The sequence below is a fragment of the Vibrio sp. 99-8-1 genome, from assembly GCF_013114595.1.
Taxonomy (GTDB): Bacteria; Pseudomonadota; Gammaproteobacteria; order Enterobacterales; family Vibrionaceae; genus Vibrio.
This window is the reverse complement of the sequence record NZ_VTXE01000013.1, coordinates 1-16,972: the sequence shown is the minus strand read 5'-3', so window position 1 is coordinate 16,972 and position 16,972 is coordinate 1. Positions and strand designations below refer to the sequence as shown.

16 protein-coding genes and 1 pseudogene are annotated in these 16,972 nt (G+C 41.7%); 11 read left to right on the top strand and 6 right to left on the bottom strand.

Translation table 11 applies throughout. The features are described from left to right. The first annotated feature begins 46 nt into the window (after positions 1 to 46). The 3 genes from lolA to serS all read left to right on the top strand — a co-directional run bounded on the left by lolA (position 47) and on the right by serS (position 3,419). Entirely contained in the window at positions 47 to 646 is a 600-nt protein-coding gene (gene lolA / locus F0227_RS08965) for an outer membrane lipoprotein chaperone LolA (protein WP_171752854.1), read from the top strand. A 37-nt stretch (positions 647 to 683) separates the two neighbouring features. Beyond that, positions 684 to 2,033 (top strand): replication-associated recombination protein A, encoded by a 1,350-nt coding sequence (locus tag F0227_RS08960; protein ID WP_171752853.1) that lies wholly within the window; start codon positions 684 to 686, stop codon positions 2,031 to 2,033. Between the two features lie 93 nt (positions 2,034 to 2,126). After that, the gene (gene serS, locus F0227_RS08955; protein ID WP_171752852.1) at positions 2,127 to 3,419 is read left to right on the top strand and encodes a serine--tRNA ligase; all 1,293 of its coding nucleotides are present in this window, start codon (positions 2,127 to 2,129) and stop codon (positions 3,417 to 3,419) included. Between the two features lie 223 nt (positions 3,420 to 3,642). On the opposite strand, the gene bioA is transcribed toward serS, so the two are convergent. Beyond that, positions 3,643 to 4,941 (bottom strand): adenosylmethionine--8-amino-7-oxononanoate transaminase, encoded by a 1,299-nt coding sequence (gene bioA, locus F0227_RS08950; protein ID WP_171752851.1) that lies wholly within the window; start codon positions 4,939 to 4,941, stop codon positions 3,643 to 3,645. Positions 4,942 to 5,061: 120 nt separating this feature from the next. On the opposite strand from bioA, the gene bioB reads away from it, so the two are divergent. From bioB to bioD, 4 genes are read left to right on the top strand one after another with little or no spacing between them, the layout of a single operon-like run. Next, positions 5,062 to 6,114: a biotin synthase BioB gene (bioB, locus tag F0227_RS08945; RefSeq protein ID WP_171752850.1), complete on the top strand. Its 1,053-nt coding sequence runs from the start codon at positions 5,062 to 5,064 to the stop codon at positions 6,112 to 6,114. Next, the gene (gene bioF / locus F0227_RS08940) at positions 6,086 to 7,237 is read left to right on the top strand and encodes an 8-amino-7-oxononanoate synthase (protein WP_171752849.1); all 1,152 of its coding nucleotides are present in this window, start codon (positions 6,086 to 6,088) and stop codon (positions 7,235 to 7,237) included. Before bioB ends, bioF begins: the two co-directional genes overlap by 29 nt. Before the next feature lie 12 nt (positions 7,238 to 7,249). Beyond that, positions 7,250 to 8,044 carry a malonyl-ACP O-methyltransferase BioC gene (gene bioC / locus F0227_RS08935; RefSeq protein ID WP_345775800.1) on the top strand — a complete coding sequence of 265 codons (795 nt, stop codon included), beginning with the start codon at positions 7,250 to 7,252 and terminating at the stop codon, positions 8,042 to 8,044. Continuing rightward, positions 8,041 to 8,724 carry a dethiobiotin synthase gene (bioD, locus tag F0227_RS08930; RefSeq protein WP_171752848.1) on the top strand — a complete coding sequence of 228 codons (684 nt, stop codon included), beginning with the start codon at positions 8,041 to 8,043 and terminating at the stop codon, positions 8,722 to 8,724. The genes bioC and bioD overlap by 4 nt, the downstream gene beginning before the upstream one ends. Positions 8,725 to 8,774: 50 nt before the next feature. On the opposite strand, the gene F0227_RS08925 is transcribed toward bioD, so the two are convergent. After that, complete coding sequence (locus F0227_RS08925) at positions 8,775 to 8,942, bottom strand: hypothetical protein (RefSeq protein WP_171752847.1); 168 nt, start codon at positions 8,940 to 8,942, stop codon at positions 8,775 to 8,777. Between the two features lie 384 nt (positions 8,943 to 9,326). On the opposite strand from F0227_RS08925, the gene htpX reads away from it, so the two are divergent. Both htpX and F0227_RS08915 read left to right on the top strand, forming a co-directional pair. Further along, the gene (gene htpX / locus F0227_RS08920) at positions 9,327 to 10,190 is read left to right on the top strand and encodes a protease HtpX (RefSeq protein ID WP_171752846.1); all 864 of its coding nucleotides are present in this window, start codon (positions 9,327 to 9,329) and stop codon (positions 10,188 to 10,190) included. A gap of 577 nt (positions 10,191 to 10,767) precedes the next feature. After that, positions 10,768 to 11,316, top strand: a complete 549-nt coding sequence (locus tag F0227_RS08915) for a chalcone isomerase family protein (RefSeq protein ID WP_216613368.1) — start codon at positions 10,768 to 10,770, stop codon at positions 11,314 to 11,316. 41 nt (positions 11,317 to 11,357) lie between these two features. Here the strand turns inward: F0227_RS08915 and rsmS are convergent, their stop codons facing one another. The 4 genes from rsmS to dinG all read right to left on the bottom strand — a co-directional run bounded on the left by rsmS (position 11,358) and on the right by dinG (position 14,980). After that, positions 11,358 to 11,525: a pleiotropic regulatory protein RsmS gene (gene rsmS / locus F0227_RS08910; RefSeq protein WP_171752845.1), complete on the bottom strand. Its 168-nt coding sequence runs from the start codon at positions 11,523 to 11,525 to the stop codon at positions 11,358 to 11,360. Continuing rightward, entirely contained in the window at positions 11,522 to 12,058 is a 537-nt protein-coding gene (locus F0227_RS08905) for a primosomal replication protein (protein ID WP_171752844.1), read from the bottom strand. Before F0227_RS08905 ends, rsmS begins: the two co-directional genes overlap by 4 nt. Further along, positions 12,055 to 12,828 (bottom strand): TSUP family transporter, encoded by a 774-nt coding sequence (locus F0227_RS08900; RefSeq protein ID WP_171752843.1) that lies wholly within the window; start codon positions 12,826 to 12,828, stop codon positions 12,055 to 12,057. The genes F0227_RS08905 and F0227_RS08900 overlap by 4 nt, the downstream gene beginning before the upstream one ends. Positions 12,829 to 12,907: 79 nt before the next feature. Further along, on the bottom strand, positions 12,908 to 14,980 hold the full coding sequence (gene dinG / locus F0227_RS08895) for an ATP-dependent DNA helicase DinG (RefSeq protein WP_171752842.1): 2,073 nt from the start codon (positions 14,978 to 14,980) through the stop codon (positions 12,908 to 12,910). Positions 14,981 to 15,621: 641 nt separating this feature from the next. Between dinG and F0227_RS08890 the strand changes: the two genes are divergently transcribed. Next, positions 15,622 to 16,662 (top strand): porin, encoded by a 1,041-nt coding sequence (locus tag F0227_RS08890; protein WP_171752841.1) that lies wholly within the window; start codon positions 15,622 to 15,624, stop codon positions 16,660 to 16,662. 174 nt (positions 16,663 to 16,836) lie between these two features. Continuing rightward, a pseudogene (locus F0227_RS08885) lies at positions 16,837 to 16,972 on the top strand (transposase); the annotation flags it as partial.

The window sequence follows — 16,972 nt, the reverse complement described above, 5'->3', positions numbered from 1 at the left end:
TTTGCTGTGTCGTCAGACATAGTAAGTTTAAAAAATGAGCCTATAAATGAAAAAACTACTTATTACTTTGCTTGCGGTCAGCAGTTCAGTATTGGCTGCGCCCAAAGATGTGCTAAGTGAGCGCTTAGCGATGACAAAAGGGTTTAGTGCCTCTTTTCAGCAAACCGTGTTAAGCCCTGAAAAAGAAGTAATTTTGCAAGGTAAAGGTGAGGTGGATATCGCCAGACCGAGTCTGTTTCGTTGGACGACGACTTTACCTGACGAAAGCATCATCGTATCTGATGGGAAAAGCCTGTGGTATTACAGCCCTTTTATTGAACAGGTCAGTATTTATTGGCAACAACAAGCGATGGAGCAGACGCCATTTGTGTTGTTAACACATAATCGTGCCAGTGATTGGGATAACTATCTGGTATCGCAAAATAAAGATATTTTCACCTTAACGCCAACCGCCATTGATTCTAATCAGGGTCAATTTGAAATTGATATTGATGCCCAAGGCACGATTAATGGTTTCACAATAATTGAGCAAGATGGCCAGCAAGGCCAATTTGTTTTTAATGACTATCAGAACAAAGTGCCTACACAGGACAAATTCACTTTTGTTATTCCAGACGGTGTTGAAATTGATGACCAAAGAAACTAGTTTTGTGGTTTCTTGTTATTAGAGGTGGAAAGGCAGCTTGAGCAATTACAGTTTAAATTTTGCCGGAGATGAAGACTTTCGTCCATTAGCTGCTCGAATGCGTCCGATGACGGTTGAGCAGTATGTTGGGCAAAAACATATCCTTGGTGATGGCAAACCGCTTAGACGTGCGTTACAAGCTGGGCAAATACACTCGATGATTCTCTGGGGGCCTCCCGGAACGGGGAAAACCACTCTGGCGGAAGTGGCGGCAAATTACGTTAATGCGGAAGTGGAACGAGTGTCGGCGGTGACCTCTGGTGTTAAAGATATTCGAGCTGCAATAGAAAAAGCCAGAGAAAATAAGCAGACGGGTCGTCGCACTATACTTTTTGTTGACGAAGTTCATCGCTTTAATAAAAGTCAGCAGGATGCCTTTTTACCTCATATTGAAGATGGTACAGTAACCTTTATCGGCGCGACCACAGAGAACCCATCTTTTGAACTCAATAACGCCCTGCTGTCCCGAGCAAGAGTGTATAAGTTAACCTCATTAAATCATGCCGATATTCAGTTAGTGCTCAACCAAGCGATCAGTGATAGTGAGCGTGGTTTAGGCGAAACGGCGGCAATTTTCTCTGATGAGGTGGTAGAACGGCTGGCTGAACTGGTTAATGGTGATGCTCGAATGTCCCTTAATTATCTTGAACTTCTCTATGATATGGCAGAAGAAGATGAAGAGGGTAATAAGCTCATTACTCTGCCGCTGCTTGCTGAGGTGGCGGGAGAGAAAGTATCGCGCTTTGATAATAAGGGTGATATTTGGTACGACTTAATCTCGGCGGTGCACAAGTCAATTCGTGGTTCAGATCCAGATGCCGCACTCTATTGGTCTGCGCGGATGATCACGGCGGGATGCGACCCTTTATATATTGTACGTCGGCTTCTTGCTATCGCTTCAGAGGATATAGGCAATGCCGATCCAAGAGCGATGCAAGTGGCTATGTCTGCATGGGACTGTTTTACACGAATTGGCCCAGCAGAAGGCGAACGAGCAATTGCTCAGGCTGTGGTGTATTTGGCTTGTGCTCCTAAAAGTAATGCCGTTTATACCGCTTGGAAGCAAGCGTTGAATGATGCTCAAAATCAACCTGAATACGAAGTGCCTGTTCATTTGCGTAATGCACCGACCAAACTAATGAAAGAGATGGGGTATGGTGAAGAGTATCGTTATGCTCATGATGAACCCGGAGCGTATGCTGCGGGCGAGAACTATTTTCCACAACCGATGGCCCAAACGCGCTACTATTTTCCGACTAATCGCGGTTTGGAAACCAAAATTGGCGAAAAGTTACAGTATCTCACCTCATTAGATGAAAAAAGCAGACAAAAACGCTATGAAAAGTAGTGCTTTTTGGATATCTTTACTCGGTTAAATTCTCAATAACACCTTAAATTGATTTAAGGTGTTTTTTCACAACTACAAAGCATAGGATTAGCAATGCTGGATTCTAAATTACTTCGAACTGAGCTGGATGAAACAGCTGAAAAACTAGCCCGTCGAGGGTTCACTCTTGACGTAGAAAAAATTCGTGAACTTGAGGAGAGTCGTAAGTCCCTTCAAGTTAAGACAGAAGAGCTACAAGCGCTACGTAATTCCCGTTCGAAGTCCATCGGTCAAGCTAAAGCAAAAGGTGACCATGAAGAAGCAGAGCGTATTCTGGCTGAAGTGGGTAACTTGGGTAACGAACTTGATGACGCCAAGAAAGCGCTCGCTGAGCTACAAACTCAGTTAGAAGCGATTACTCTTTCTGTTCCAAACGTGCCAGATGAATCGGTACCAACAGGTAAAGATGAAGATGAGAATGTTGAAATTTCACGTTGGGGTGAGCCAAAGTCATACGACTTTGAACTGAAAGATCACGTTGACCTAGGTGAAATGGGTGATGGTCTTGATTTCTCTAGTGCGGTTAAAATTTCAGGCTCTCGTTTTATCGTGATGAAAGGCCAATTTGCCCGACTGCATCGTGCAATTGCACAGTTTATGCTTGATTTGCATACAGAGCAGCACGGTTATACAGAAATGTATGTGCCTTACTTAGTGAATCATGACAGCTTATACGGCACTGGTCAGTTGCCAAAATTTGGTGAAGATCTATTTCATACCAAACCTGCTACAGAAGAAGGTCAAGGAATGTGTTTAATTCCAACCGCAGAAGTGCCGGTGACCAATATGGTGCGCAACACCATTACTGAAGAAGCGGATTTGCCGTTAAAAATGACAGCGCATACACCGTGTTTCCGTTCTGAAGCGGGATCATATGGCCGAGACACACGTGGTCTTATTCGTATGCACCAGTTTGATAAAGTAGAGCTAGTACAAATTACCAAACCAGAGCACTCTATGGATGCACTTGAAGAGCTAACGGGCCACGCAGAGAAAGTACTGCAATTGCTAGAGCTGCCGTATCGAAAAGTAGTACTTTGTACTGGTGATATGGGATTCGGTGCGCGTAAGACTTACGATTTAGAAGTCTGGGTTCCTGCTCAAGAAACTTACCGTGAGATCTCATCTTGTTCTAATATGTGGGATTTCCAAGCACGTAGAATGCAGGCGCGATTCCGTCGTAAGGGCGAGAAGAAGCCTGAGCTAGTACACACCTTAAATGGTTCTGGTCTTGCGGTTGGTCGTACCATGGTTGCGATTTTGGAAAACAATCAACAAGCTGATGGTAAAATCGAAATACCACAAGTACTGCGCAAATATATGAATGGACTGAGCCATATTGGTTAATTGTCTGTTTAAGTGAGAACGCCGACCTCAGGGTCGGCGTTTTTGTACCTGTCTTAAGTTGAGGTTATCTAATCTGGTTATATCAGCTCAGGTAAATGAAGCTCGATGGAGTAGACATAAATGGACAGGAAGTCCATTTATAAGCGCATAGGGATATCTTGAGCGGTCTACGTAATCGAATTCATTTTCCATCGCATGGTAAATACATTGGATTTGCGGTAATTTAGAGCAGATTTTCTGAACTTGACATAAAACAGTCGTTATTTTGAAGCGCGTTTTCAATTGCGGATATTAATGACTCTATATGTTCTGGCTGACAAATATATGGAGGCATAATATAGATAAGCTTACCAAACGGTCGAATCCACACCCCTTGCTCTACAAAATGCGCTTGAATGACTTCCATATTGACTGGGGCATGAGTTTCTACAACGCCTATGGCGCCAAGCCAACGAGTCTCCTTCACCAATTCATACTGCTCAAGTCTAGGCAACTGCTGTGATAATAATGCTTCGATATTCGCGGTTTGTTGTTTCCATTTACCCGTTTCTATAATGGATAGGCTTGCATTGGCCACCGCACATGCAAGAGGGTTTGCCATAAATGTCGGTCCATGCATGAAGCATCCTGCTTCTCCACTGCAAACGGTATCCGCGACCAATTCAGTGGTGAGTGTGGCAGAAAGGGTCATATAGCCACCAGTGATGGCTTTACCTAGGCACATTATATCAGGCTGGATATTGGCATGTTCGCATGCGAACAGCTTACCTGTTCTGCCAAACCCGGTAGCAATTTCATCCACAATAAGAAGTACACCGTATTGATCGCAAAGGATACGCACCTGTTTTAAAAACTCAGGATGGTAGATTCTCATTCCGCCGGCGCCTTGAACGATAGGTTCAAGAATAACCGCTGCAATATCGCTATGATGTTGAGATATTTTTTGTTTAAAGTCGTCTATGTCCGATGGGTTCCAATCTTGCCAATAACCTGTTTTCGGCGAGCGGGCAAAGATATGTTCAGGGAGAAAACCTTTGTATAAGCTATGCATCGAATTATCAGGGTCAGTAACCGACATTGCTGCAAATGTATCACCATGATAACCGTCCCGTAATGTAAGAAACTTGCTGCGTCTTTTTCCTTTAGCGTGCCAGTACTGTAGTGCCATTTTTAAGCTGACTTCCACAGCAACGGAGCCAGAGTCTGCTAAAAACAGATGTTGTAGTTGGCTTGGGGTGAGCTTTATCAGCTTTTTTGCTAGATCAATTGCGGGCTGATGAGTGATACCACCGAACATCACGTGTGACATTTTGCTTATTTGAGCTTCAGCCGCTTGGTTTAAATCAGGATGGTTATAACCGTGAATGGTGGACCACCAAGATGACATACCATCGACCAGCTCTTCACCTGTTTCTAAATAGAGATGTACACCTTCCGCTCGATCAACTGGATAACAGGTGAGTGGATCAATGGTTGAAGTGTAAGGGTGCCAGATGTGCTGTCGATCAAACTCTAAGTCCATTTTTAATTCCGTTGGTTAATAAATAAACAGATGTAAACTTAAAACTATTTAGTTTTGTTGACAGTTTACTGGCTGACGGTAGACTAGCCAAGAAATAAAAAATAATTAAAGGATCGACACGTGGAAGTTCGCCATAACTGGACGGTAGAAGAAGTCCGTTTATTACTAGAAAAACCGTTTATGGACCTGATGTTTGACGCTCAATTGGTTCATCGTCAATTTCAACAGCATAACTATGTGCAAGTTAGTACGTTGCTCTCAATAAAAACTGGGGCATGCCCAGAAGATTGCAAATACTGCCCTCAGAGCGCGCACTATAGAACCGATGTAGATCGTGAAAGGTTGATGGAAGTCGAAAGTGTATTAAATGCCGCAGAGAAAGCCAAAAAGTCAGGCTCAACCCGCTTCTGTATGGGGGCCGCGTGGAAGAACCCTAAAGAGAGAGACATGCCTTATCTACTCGATATGATTAAAGGCGTGAAAGAGATGGGGTTGGAAACTTGCATGACGTTGGGCATGCTTTCACCTCAACAAGCCAATGAGCTAGCTGGTGCTGGATTGGATTATTACAATCACAACTTAGATACCTCGCCTGAGTTTTATGGAAACATTATTACCACCCGAACCTATCAAGACCGTCTGGATACTTTGTCGCATGTGCGAGATTCCGGTATGAAGATATGCTCTGGTGGCATTATCGGAATGGGAGAGAGTGTCAGTGATCGCGCCAGCCTCTTTGTTGAGCTCGCTAACTTACCCGTTCATCCAGAAAGTGTTCCTATTAATATGCTGGTTAAAGTAAAAGGGACCCCTCTTGAAGAGGTGGATGATGTTGACCCATTTGATTTTATAAAATTGATTGCTGTCGCGCGTATTATGATGCCGAAATCCGCAGTGCGTTTATCTGCTGGGCGAGAAAGTATGAACGAACAGATGCAAGCACTGAGCTTTATGGCTGGAGCTAACTCGGTTTTTTATGGTTGTAAATTACTGACAACGCCGAATCCGGATGAAGATAGTGATATGCAATTGTTTAAGAAACTCGGCATTAATAGTGTTGAAGTTAGTCAGAAACCGGATCAAATCCAAGAGAACGAGTTGCTTGACCAAGTAGTAGAAAGAGTGGCAGCACGTCCTAATAAAGATGATTTATTCTACGATGCCAGCGTTTAGTTATAGGATTGATACCGAGTTAGCGAAGAGAAAACAGCTAGGATTAGAACGTTCACTGTTGTCGCTGGAAGGCGCCAACAGCGTTGAGTTTAGCGTTTCAGGCAAAAGCTATATCAATTTTTCCAGTAATGATTACCTTGGGCTAGCGAGCTCTAAACAACTAGCAAAAGCATGGCAGGAAGGCATTGATAAATATGGAGCAGGCAGCGCTGCCTCTCCAATGGTGACTGGGCATTCAGTGGCTCACCAAACCTTAGAAGAGACTCTTTGTGAATGGTTTGGTTATGATAGGGCTATTCTATTTAATTCTGGTTTCGCGGCTAATCAGGCGGTTCTGTTTTCACTGCTTGGTAAGGCAGACTTTTTAGTTCAGGATAAGTTGAATCATGCTTCTTTGATGGAGGCGGGTATCTTGTCTCCGGCTCAAATGAAGCGTTTTAAACACAATGATGTTGCTGATTTAAAACGTATTATTGCTGACAACCCTGCCTTAGTTGTCACTGAAGGGGTATTTAGCATGGATGGTGATTGCGCGCCCTTAGATGATATTGCGACGGCATGCCAACAGAGTGATAGCTGGTTGATGGTTGATGATGCGCATGGTGTTGGCGTGTTAGGAGAGAGAGGTGTTGGTAGCATAGCGGGTATGGAGATTCAACCTCAGTTATTGGTTGTCACCTTTGGTAAAGCGTTTGGGTTGTCCGGTGCTGCGATATTATGTGATCAGCGTGTGGGTAACTACCTTACACAGTTTTCTCGTCATCATGTTTACTCAACAGCTATGCCGCCTTCTCAAGCCTATGCGTTAACAGAAGCCGCTAATATGTTGCAACAACAACAGTGGCGAAGAGAGCACTTAGCGGAGCTCCAGTTGACTTATGATCAAAAACTCCAAGAGCAAGCAGGTTATGTCGCAACAACAACGCCGATCAAACCTTTTATCTGTGGTTCAGTCGATAAAACCATGGCACTAGCAAGCAAGCTTAAGCAACACGGTTTCTGGGTGACTCCAATTAGACCACCAACAGTGGCCAAAGAGAGCTGTCGGATTCGCATCACCCTCAATGCGAACCACACTCACCAGCAGGTAAGTGAATTAGCTCAGCATATTATTAACAGTTAAGAGATGTAGATAGTGAGTAGTAATGTTTCTGCACCATCCCATAGAAAAGTAGCGATTGCTGATGCGTTTGGTAAAGCAGCAAAGAAATACGATAAGCACGCAGAGTTTCAACGAGAAGTTGGAGAACGGTTAATGGAAAAAATGCCGGAGTCGTTGCAAGGTTTAAAGGTGCTAGATATTGGCTGCGGTACGGGATATTTTTCCAATAGGTTAGCGGATAAAGGAGCCAAAGTCGTTGCGGCCGACCTGTCTGCTGAGATGTTGCAGCAAGCTCGGTGTCGCTGTCTCAATAAAGTGGAACAGTATCAAGTTGCTGATGCAGAATCGCTACCATTTTCAGATAATCAGTTTGATGTGGTCTTTTCCAGTCTTGCTTTGCAATGGTGCCTCGATTTGTCTGTGCCACTTAAAGAACTACAACGAGTAACCAAACCGGGTGGAAAAATTTACTTTTCTACTTTAGCTGATGGGTCTCTAACGGAGCTTAAACAGGCGTGGGCTAAAATTGATGCATATCAACACGTAAATGGTTTTTTAACCATGAAACAGATAAATCTTGCGTTAGCGCAATCTGGTTCTGTTAGTCATCAACTAGACTTACGGTCAATTCAGTACTGGTATTCTTCCGCACTTCAGCTAATGAAAGATCTAAAAGGCATTGGTGCGACATATGTTAGCGACCGCTCTGTTGGTTTGACTAAGAACACAGCGTTAAAACGAGTGGAAAAGGAATACCAAGCATTTAGTAATAGCGAAAAACGATTACCTGCAACCTATCAGGTATGTTTTGGGACAATAGATTTATGATTGATACTTTTTTTATTGCTGGCACAGATACAGAAGTGGGTAAAACCGTAGTATCTAAAGCAATTTTACAGGCACTTGCTGCTCATGGTTTAACCACGATCGGGTATAAACCTGTTGCCGCTGGTTGTAAAGATAGTGAAGATGGAAGAAGGAACTCGGATGCTCTTCACCTGCAACAGGCTGCGACAAGAGAGATAGCTTACGATGATGTTAACCCTTATGCGCTGTTAAGCCCGACATCACCGCATATTGCGGCTAAGCAAGAAGAGGTAGTGATTGATTACTCTGTGCTTAGTGACAAACTTCAGCAGCATAAACAAACGGCTGATGTGGTATTAGTTGAAGGCGCGGGCGGATGGCGAGTTCCCATTTCGCAAACAGACTGCTTGTCGACTTGGGTTAAACAAGAAAAGATGCCTGTGGTTCTAGTAGTTGGCATTAAACTGGGTTGTTTAAGCCATGCGATGCTCTCGGTTGAGGCGATTCAAAATGATGGGTTAGAGATAATCGGTTGGGCGGCAAATCGAATTAATCCGGGAACAGAAAATTACTCAGAAATTATTAGGATGTTAGAAGAAAAAATTCCAGCCCCTAAACTGGGTGAAATTCCCTATGTACCAAGTGTGAAGAAACGAGATATTGGTAAGTTTATGGATATAACACCAATATTGAATGGTTGATACTCTGTTTATAGAGTTAAGAAAAAAGGTTGCCAATTGGCAACCTTTTTTTATCTGTCTGTTGGAATTGACATTAATGAGGGCTGAACATTAGCAATTTGTTGCTGAATTTTATGCGCTTCACTTATTCCTAGCTGCTCTTTCGCTTCATCTTCAGTCAGCCCTAAATGGCAGCAGAGTAGGTCAATTGCCATTTGGTAATTTGTGCTTTCAACCATAATTCATTCCTTTAGTTGGTTAGCGTAGCAAAATAAAAAAGGTCACTTGCGTATATTATTATGCAATTTTGTTGCCATCATATTATTTGCTATAACTAACTTGGCTTCACTTTTATCAGCATAAATATTTTATTGGTCTGAATGTACGGTGATCCTTTTCTGTACTCAATACGACCTTGGTCTAATGCTTGTTCGCTCCCGGCAATTTCTCACCATTAAGCTCTGAATCCGGCACCATGAGGCCACTTGAGTACATTAATAAATGTTTCAATTCATTAATGAGCCTTGTAATTCAACTTAATGGCTATATCTATTAGAAATAGTACAACGTACTATTAAAATGAAATGATAATAAAAGTAAAGAGTCTGGAACTGGAGAGAAAGATGAAACGCGTTATGCTGTTTTTGGCAACAAACTTAGCTGTTGTTCTTGTGTTAAGTGTTGTTCTAAATATTGTTTATGCTACTACTGGTATGCAACCAGGAAGTTTGAATGGGTTGTTATTAATGGCGGCCCTGTTTGGTTTTGGTGGATCATTTATTTCTTTGTTGCTATCGAAAAAAATGGCACTGCGTTCCGTTGGGGGGCAAGTAATTGAGAGTCCGAGAAATGAAACCGAGCATTGGCTATTAGAGACAGTTTCTCGTCAAGCTCAACAAGCTGGAATAGGGATGCCGACCGTTGCGATATATCAAGCGGATGATATTAATGCTTTCGCGACTGGTGCGAAACGAAATGACTCTTTGGTCGCTGTATCTACAGGCTTGCTACGAAATATGACTCGTGATGAAGCGGAAGCCGTACTGGCGCATGAGGTAAGTCATATATCAAATGGTGATATGGTCACAATGACGCTAATGCAAGGTGTGGTGAATACCTTTGTCATTTTCCTTTCTCGCTTTATTGCTAATATCGTAGCATCTGGTGATCGGGAAGAGGGGCAAGGAAGTAGTATGATGCTTTACTTTGCTGTTTCCTTCTTTTTAGAGATGGTACTGGGCTTTTTGGCGAGCTTCTTAACCATGTGGTATAGCCGTCATCGTGAATTTCATGCGGATGCAGGCGCGGCGAATTTGGTTGGTAAACATAAAATGATAGCAGCATTGGAGCGATTAAAGGTCAGTCACGAACCGCAATTAGAAGGTTCTATGATGGCGTTTGGTATTAATGGTAAGTCAACCATGATGCAGTTGTTGATGAGCCATCCGCCACTGGATAAGCGTATTGATGCGTTAAGAAACAGCTAGAGGTGATATATACAGCTAACGATTATTGCTGTGGCCTTTAAACAGTACAAAGCCTGATTTTTATCAGGCTTTGTTATTTTGAAACTAACCCATATCGTCTTTATAAATCATCATATTTTCGCATCAGAATATTGTCTTTTGATCGCTGCAAGAGTTTGCCGCTTGATTTGATCGCGGTATTGCCTAACGTCAGTGAAGCTTATTTCAATGATCCATAAATTGATGAACCTAATATGCTCAAGTGACCTCAAGATGCAGGATTCAGAGCAACATCAACACGTTCAATTCAAGAAAGGTAATTGAAGGAATGGCATTCCCTTTCAAGATTATCTGACGCAGAAATGGGCGTGTTGATGTGCTGCCAAAGGGCGAGTTTTATTGGCTTTTGCTCTGTGTTACGGATTCTTGCTGTAGAATGACTATGCCTTCAAACCACCGCCTTGATCAGCAGCCAATACATTCTTGCTGAACAAGCACCTTGAGATCATTTGAGTATAATGAAAATACCTAATTTAGAATTAGGTATAAAACTTGCTGTATAGCTTTGAATAACACATTCAATTGCTGGAGGCTTGTTATGAAATGGTTCGTCGCTGTACTAATGATGCTTAATGTCCACTTATCTGTCTGGGCATCTGCCCCTAATTGGCAAGATACAACGCGGTGGGAAAAGTGGCCTACAGTGGGCAGATCGAGTTTGAGCGTGTTCTTCCTTAATATATTTCAGTCAGAACTGAAGACCCCCACGGGCGAATATCAAGACTCATCAGAGTTAACATCACAACCTCTCGCATTATCAATTGTGTACCAAAGAGACATATCAAAACAGCAATTAATTGCGGCGACAAAAGAGCAATGGGTGAATCTAGGTTACGATAGCCAAATACAGCAATCTTGGTTAACAGAATTGGAAGCCATTTATACTAGTGTTAAAAGAGGTGAAAAACTGGTTTATATTACCGATGGAGTTACGGGAGAATTTCATTTCTATAAAAATAATCAATCAGCGAAGAAACTAGGAGAGATTACCAATGAATCTCTCAATAGCGCATTTTTGTCTATTTGGTTATCTCCAAGTACTGAGTATCCAGCGCATAGAGAAAAGTTAATCGGATTAAAAAAATAACGCGACAGCATAAGGGAGAATATCTGGGGGTATAAAGGGGATTATTTTTCCAGCTCGGCTTTACGTAGCAAATCTTGTTTTACTATTTCGATAGCCTCTAACGCAGTAGCCGGTTCTATATTATTCGTTTCTAGCAAATAGATTAGGTCAACCGCTAACTTAACTTGCTCAGGTGCACTATCCAGTTGTGGACTCTTATCTTGTGTCATTTATTACTCTCAATTAATTTTTCTATGGCTAACTTGGACTTTTGGCATCTCGCTAACCGTTGTTCCGTCAAAACTAGCGCTTTTTTAGCCTGATTTTTGGTGCTTTTGCTTGCTGATTGCCACAACTGCTGTTTTGTTGTGACCATCTCTATTAATCGTCTTTCCCATTCATTGTGTTGCATCAACTCTCGATATAGCTCAGACAATTCAGTTTGGTCTTGTGGTGTGGAAAAATCGCTAAATTGTAGTTTATGAGTTGCCAACTCTCTTTGAACCGCGGTTACCTGATTAATTAACCGTTCGGAAAGATACTCTGCCTGAGCTTGACTACTGTTCTGTCTGCTTTGTAATGTTTTAAGTTCTTTATAAAGCAACAAAGCCTCTTTTACATAAGGCGTCAGTAATGTTGACGAACATTTAAAAAGAGTACGATCAAACAAGGCATTATCTGCTCTTCCTTGCTGGCTATCTATCTGTTCAGCCTGCAATAATAGTTGTTGTAAATGTGACTTTATCTGCTTTAAATGACTCATAGAAACCAAGCTTCATAGGCGAGCTTTATTGCCATAATACTAACAACAGTAACGAAGACCGGCCTAATAAATTTAGCTCCAAATTTGATGGCTGAATGAGCACCGACATATGCGCCAAGCATCAAACAGACGCCCATAGTTAATCCCAACACCCAATTAACATGTCCTAATAGTGCAAATGTGACAAAAGAGGTAAAGTTACTGGTAAAGTTCATCGCCTTAGATAGTCCAGAGGCCAACAGTATATTTAAACGATAGACGGCCATGCTTGATACCATCCAAAAGGCCCCTGTTCCTGGGCCGGCAACACCATCATAAAAACCTAAAGTAATACCCTGAATCCATTGCGTTTGTGTAAACTTTTTGCATTTTTCCGGTAGCGTTGTACCTGTTGTCGGAGGGGACTTGTGCCAGATGGTATAAATAGCCGTGGCAAGTACTATCAGTGGGATGGCTTTTTCTAACCATTCAGTACTGATGGCATCTACAATAAAAGTTCCTACGGTGGCACCAATTAAAGTTGCAAAAAAAGCGTGTAGCCAAAACTGAGGTTTGAACAGTTTTTTTCGATAAAAGGTGACTGCTGCAGTAGAGGAAGCAAAGCTAGCGGCTAGCTTATTAGTACCTAGTGCAATATGAGGAGGTAATCCAATGGAAAGTAAAGCCGGGATAGTTAACATACCACCCCCGCCAGCAACAGCATCAATAAATCCTGCCGCGAAGGCGACTAATGCCAAGATAACCAACATGGTTGGTTCGATCATTTCCATAGAATGTCCATTATTTAGAGAGCTGACTAAGGTTTATCTGAAATAAAATTTATACTTAAAAGATCGGTGGATCTTAATACTATTCAATTATTCGTTTAAAAGGAGGTAGTGAGTCTAGCAATAGTTTGCCATAACGTTTTGTTACTACTCTTCTATCAAGCAGGATGACTTTACCAGAATCTTCTTCAGTTCGCAGTAAACGACCTGCGGATTGAATCAATTTTTTACTCGCTTCAGGAACCGCAATTTGCATAAACGGATTGCCACCTTTTGACTCAATATACTCTGCATGAGCTTGTTCGACGGGAGAAGTAGGGACCGCGAAGGGTATCTTGGTGATTATTAGGTTTTCTAATAGTTGCCGAGGCAGATCTAAACCTTCTGAAAAACTACCAGTACCGAATAGAATACTGGTTTTTCCGCACTGTATAAGCGTTTTATGTTTTTTTAGAATGTCATTTCTTGCGCTATCACCCTGAACTTGTATACACCATCCCTTTTTTGCTAACAGCGGGGCGAGTTTTTCTGCCACTTGATTCATCTGCCAATATGAGGCGAAAAGCACGAGGTTTGCCGCGTCAGCTTTAATTAACTGTGGCAGTTTATCGCACAGCTCATCGGTAAATTGAGGTGCCTGAGGTTCATAGTTGAGCTTAGGTACAACAAGTTGCGCGTTTTCCTGGTAATTAAAAGGTGATGCCAATGCCAAGAACTGAACGCCCTGATCAGCCTGTTCACTCACCCCAGCTTGGAAGCAAAAATAACTGAACGAGTTTAATGCTCTTAGCGTGGCTGACGTAAGTACAGCTCCGACACAGCGACTCCAGATCTTTTGATCTAACTGCCAGCCAACTTCTAAAGGGGAGACGTTGACAATAAAATCCCCGTCTCGCTCGCTGCTTATTTCTAGCCACTTAGCTAAAGGGGCGCCTTTATCTCTGTTTGGTGATGCCATTAAACGCCACACTTGAGCCAAGTTCTCTAATCTTTGGTTATAGAAGCCGGCCTCGGCCAATGCAGGTTCAGCGAGTTTGCTGCTGATCTCACCATCTTTAAGCCTTTCTGCTATAAGGTCAGTAATCTTGGCTAAGGATTGATTGGCCTTTTTAGCCTGCAATTTAAGCTCTTTGGATTGTGTCTCTAACCATTCAGGAAGTTCGCCATTATTAAAGCGATAAATATTGTTCTCAAATTGGTCGGCATTAAACTGGTGAGTCAGTTGATTGAGAGAGGGGATTAACTGCTGAATAGCATCTTGCAGTTCTACTCTAAATCGGCTGACTCTTTTCTCATCCGCTAAGCTAACAAACTTAGTACAAGATTGATTGAGTTTTTCTAACCAGCTTGCGACACCTTTGAGACTGGCTGCAGCAGAGGAGTGATCTCTGGCGACTTTAGGCAGATGATGTGCTTCATCGAACACATAAATGGTATTGTCTGGCTCGGATAATATAACGCCACCACCCAACTCTATATCTGCCATCACTAAACTATGATTGGCAATAACCACATCATTTTTATCTAATTCTACTCGAGCTTTTTGAAAAGGGCATGATCTATGGTTTGGTAAGCTGTTATTGCAGCTATGTTTGTCGCTGACAATTGCAGACCACAACGCATTCTTAATGGCTTTTGGCCATGAATCTCTGTCGCCATCCCATTTACCTTGCTGCAATGAGCGGTACATAGTTTGTAGCAGCTCTTTGTCTCGTACATTGGGTTTGGTTTCAAACATGGCAAGTTGGCCACCGTCGGCGCCACAGGCTGAGGCAAGTTTTTCTGCGCAACAGTATCGTTGCCGTCCTTTTGCTAGGATAAATGAGAAATCTATATCAGTGATGCGTCTATATAGAGGCAAATCTTTGTTGAGCAGTTGTTCTTGCAACGCGACTGTGGCGGTCGATATCACCACCTTTCTATTATTTAGCACCGCGGTAGGAATGACCGCCATTAAATACGCCAATGATTTACCAATGCCAGTTCCTGCTTCTGCTACCATAATTCGGTTTTTTTTATGGTACGTTCCTGACAAGGTTTTTGTGATTTCTGCTACTAAATAGTTTTGAGCTCTACGGGGAACAAAGTTATCAAGTTGATGTTGTAAGTTTTGATAACTTTTTTGGATAGATTTTTGTACGTTTGGATTGAGCATAATAAAGCCGAGATTGAGTAGGTCGCAATGGTAGCATAATCCTTAAAAATCGACACATTGTTCATGCTTTTCTCTATTGATTGAATTGACAGTTATTTTATCAGAGAGATTAATGAGTGCTAAATAGTTATAAAGTTCATTTTTTTCTGGCTATTTCATTCGCTTAATAGCGATTCACCTCACATAAACCGTCTCTTTTTAAATATTTTTTGATGTAAATCACAAAAAAAAACTGAACCTTAATTAAATAGCTTTCTTATATCCACTAATTAGTTATTTGTGTCGTATATTTTGATTTGCTTGGTGTTTGCGTCTGTTTTGATGGTCTTTTTTCTTGTTTAATGGTTGTTTGTTCTTATTGAAAATGTAATCAATTAATTGGAATGTTGGTCATATTGCAATTCTATCTGTTTAATATTTAACTGGAACTCATGTTAACTGGTTGATTTTTATGGATTTAGTTATTTTTAGTTTTATTTTTTTAGATCATTGACATGTGGACGAAACTTTTACAATATGACTCTCGAAATTTAGTGGCGATGACACCGATGTTGCTCATTAGCGTCATCACCAATAAAACATAAAAAAGGGAACCGAAAAGGATTTCCCGAAATTTTCTTAAGAAAAGGCAGTGGATTATTATGAAAAAGACTCTAATCGCTCTATCAGTACTAGTAGCAGCTGGTTCTGTTAACGCAGCAGAAATTTACAACAAAGATGGCAACACGTTCAACTTCGGCGGTAAGCTAGACGTACAATACAAAAAGTCTCTTACTCCTGATGCAGACCCTAAACTACAAGCTGATGATGCTGAGTTTAACTTTGAAGTTATCCGTCAAGTAAACGATAACGTTAAAGTACTAGGTTACTGGGAATTTGATGGCATCGATTCTAATGCTAAAAAAGAGAAAAACCTAGGTAACGCTTACGCTGGTTTTGATACTAACTTTGGTAAATTAACCTTCGGTATTCAAGATACAGTAATGGATGGTGCTGGCGTTGGTAATGATATGGAATTTGGTACAAATGCTAAAGTTGATGATGCTGGTCTTAGCTCTGAAAACTTAGCAATGTACTCTTACGATCAAGGCATGTTCTTCATGGCTGCATCTACAATTCTTGATGGCAATGACGATACTTCTTTTGTTGATGGTAAAATTGGTGTTCGTCCAACTGAAGGCCTAGAACTACGTCTATTTGCTTTAGACGCTACTACTGCAGCTGAAGCGGCTACATACAAGCAAGACCCAGATTCTTCTACTTCTTCTATCATTGAAGATAGTGCTGCTAAAGCTGAAACTGATTACGGTGTATACGCAATTCAAGCTCAGTACGCATTTGATAACTTCGACATCGAAGCATCTTATGCAGATGGTTCTTCTCAAGAGAAGGGCGAGAAGAAATTTGATAAGAAAATCATGGCTATCTCTGGTGCATACAACATGGGTGACTTCCAGTTTAACCTAGGTTACTCAACTACTGATGATGAGAAACTGGAAAAAGATTACGCTAACTACTACGCAAACGTACTATACACAGTAGCACCTAGCTCAATTGTATACTTTGAAGTAGGTGGTAACACTGGTTACTACGACACTACAACTAAGAAGCAAGGTAATCAAGGTGCAGATTCTAAAGATTACGAAGTAGGCTACGTAGCTGGTATTCAAGTTAAGTTCTAATTGAATTTTTCTGCTTAAAAAAAGGTCACCTTTGGTGGCCTTTTTTATTTTCAACCCTTAAACCACCACCATCTAGGAAGGTGGTGATCGTCCATTAGGGCTTTGCCCGAAGGACGCTCATGTTCAATATATCCATGTTTGTAACCAGAAAATCAAGGAGATAAAGAACATGGCAGATATGATTCGAGCTCGCATGTATACCACAAATGCCAGTATCACATAGTTTGGACGCCCAAATATAGGCATAAAATACTTAAAGGAAATGTAGGTAAAGAAGTGTGTCGATGCATATATGTTTACAGCAATATGA

Coding starts and splice junctions, on each gene's coding strand:
- bioD (WP_171752848.1), top strand. CDS start 8,041: ATGATTGATACTTTTTTTATTGCTGGCACAGATACAGAAGTGGGTAAA.
- bioF (WP_171752849.1), top strand. CDS start 6,086: ATGATTTATTCTACGATGCCAGCGTTTAGTTATAGGATTGATACCGAG.
- serS (WP_171752852.1), top strand. CDS start 2,127: ATGCTGGATTCTAAATTACTTCGAACTGAGCTGGATGAAACAGCTGAA.
- F0227_RS08925 (WP_171752847.1), bottom strand. CDS start 8,942: ATGGTTGAAAGCACAAATTACCAAATGGCAATTGACCTACTCTGCTGC.
- dinG (WP_171752842.1), bottom strand. CDS start 14,980: ATGCTCAATCCAAACGTACAAAAATCTATCCAAAAAAGTTATCAAAAC.
- lolA (WP_171752854.1), top strand. CDS start 47: ATGAAAAAACTACTTATTACTTTGCTTGCGGTCAGCAGTTCAGTATTG.
- F0227_RS08915 (WP_216613368.1), top strand. CDS start 10,768: ATGAAATGGTTCGTCGCTGTACTAATGATGCTTAATGTCCACTTATCT.
- rsmS (WP_171752845.1), bottom strand. CDS start 11,525: ATGACACAAGATAAGAGTCCACAACTGGATAGTGCACCTGAGCAAGTT.
- htpX (WP_171752846.1), top strand. CDS start 9,327: ATGAAACGCGTTATGCTGTTTTTGGCAACAAACTTAGCTGTTGTTCTT.
- bioA (WP_171752851.1), bottom strand. CDS start 4,941: ATGGACTTAGAGTTTGATCGACAGCACATCTGGCACCCTTACACTTCA.
- F0227_RS08890 (WP_171752841.1), top strand. CDS start 15,622: ATGAAAAAGACTCTAATCGCTCTATCAGTACTAGTAGCAGCTGGTTCT.
- F0227_RS08900 (WP_171752843.1), bottom strand. CDS start 12,828: ATGGAAATGATCGAACCAACCATGTTGGTTATCTTGGCATTAGTCGCC.
- F0227_RS08905 (WP_171752844.1), bottom strand. CDS start 12,058: ATGAGTCATTTAAAGCAGATAAAGTCACATTTACAACAACTATTATTG.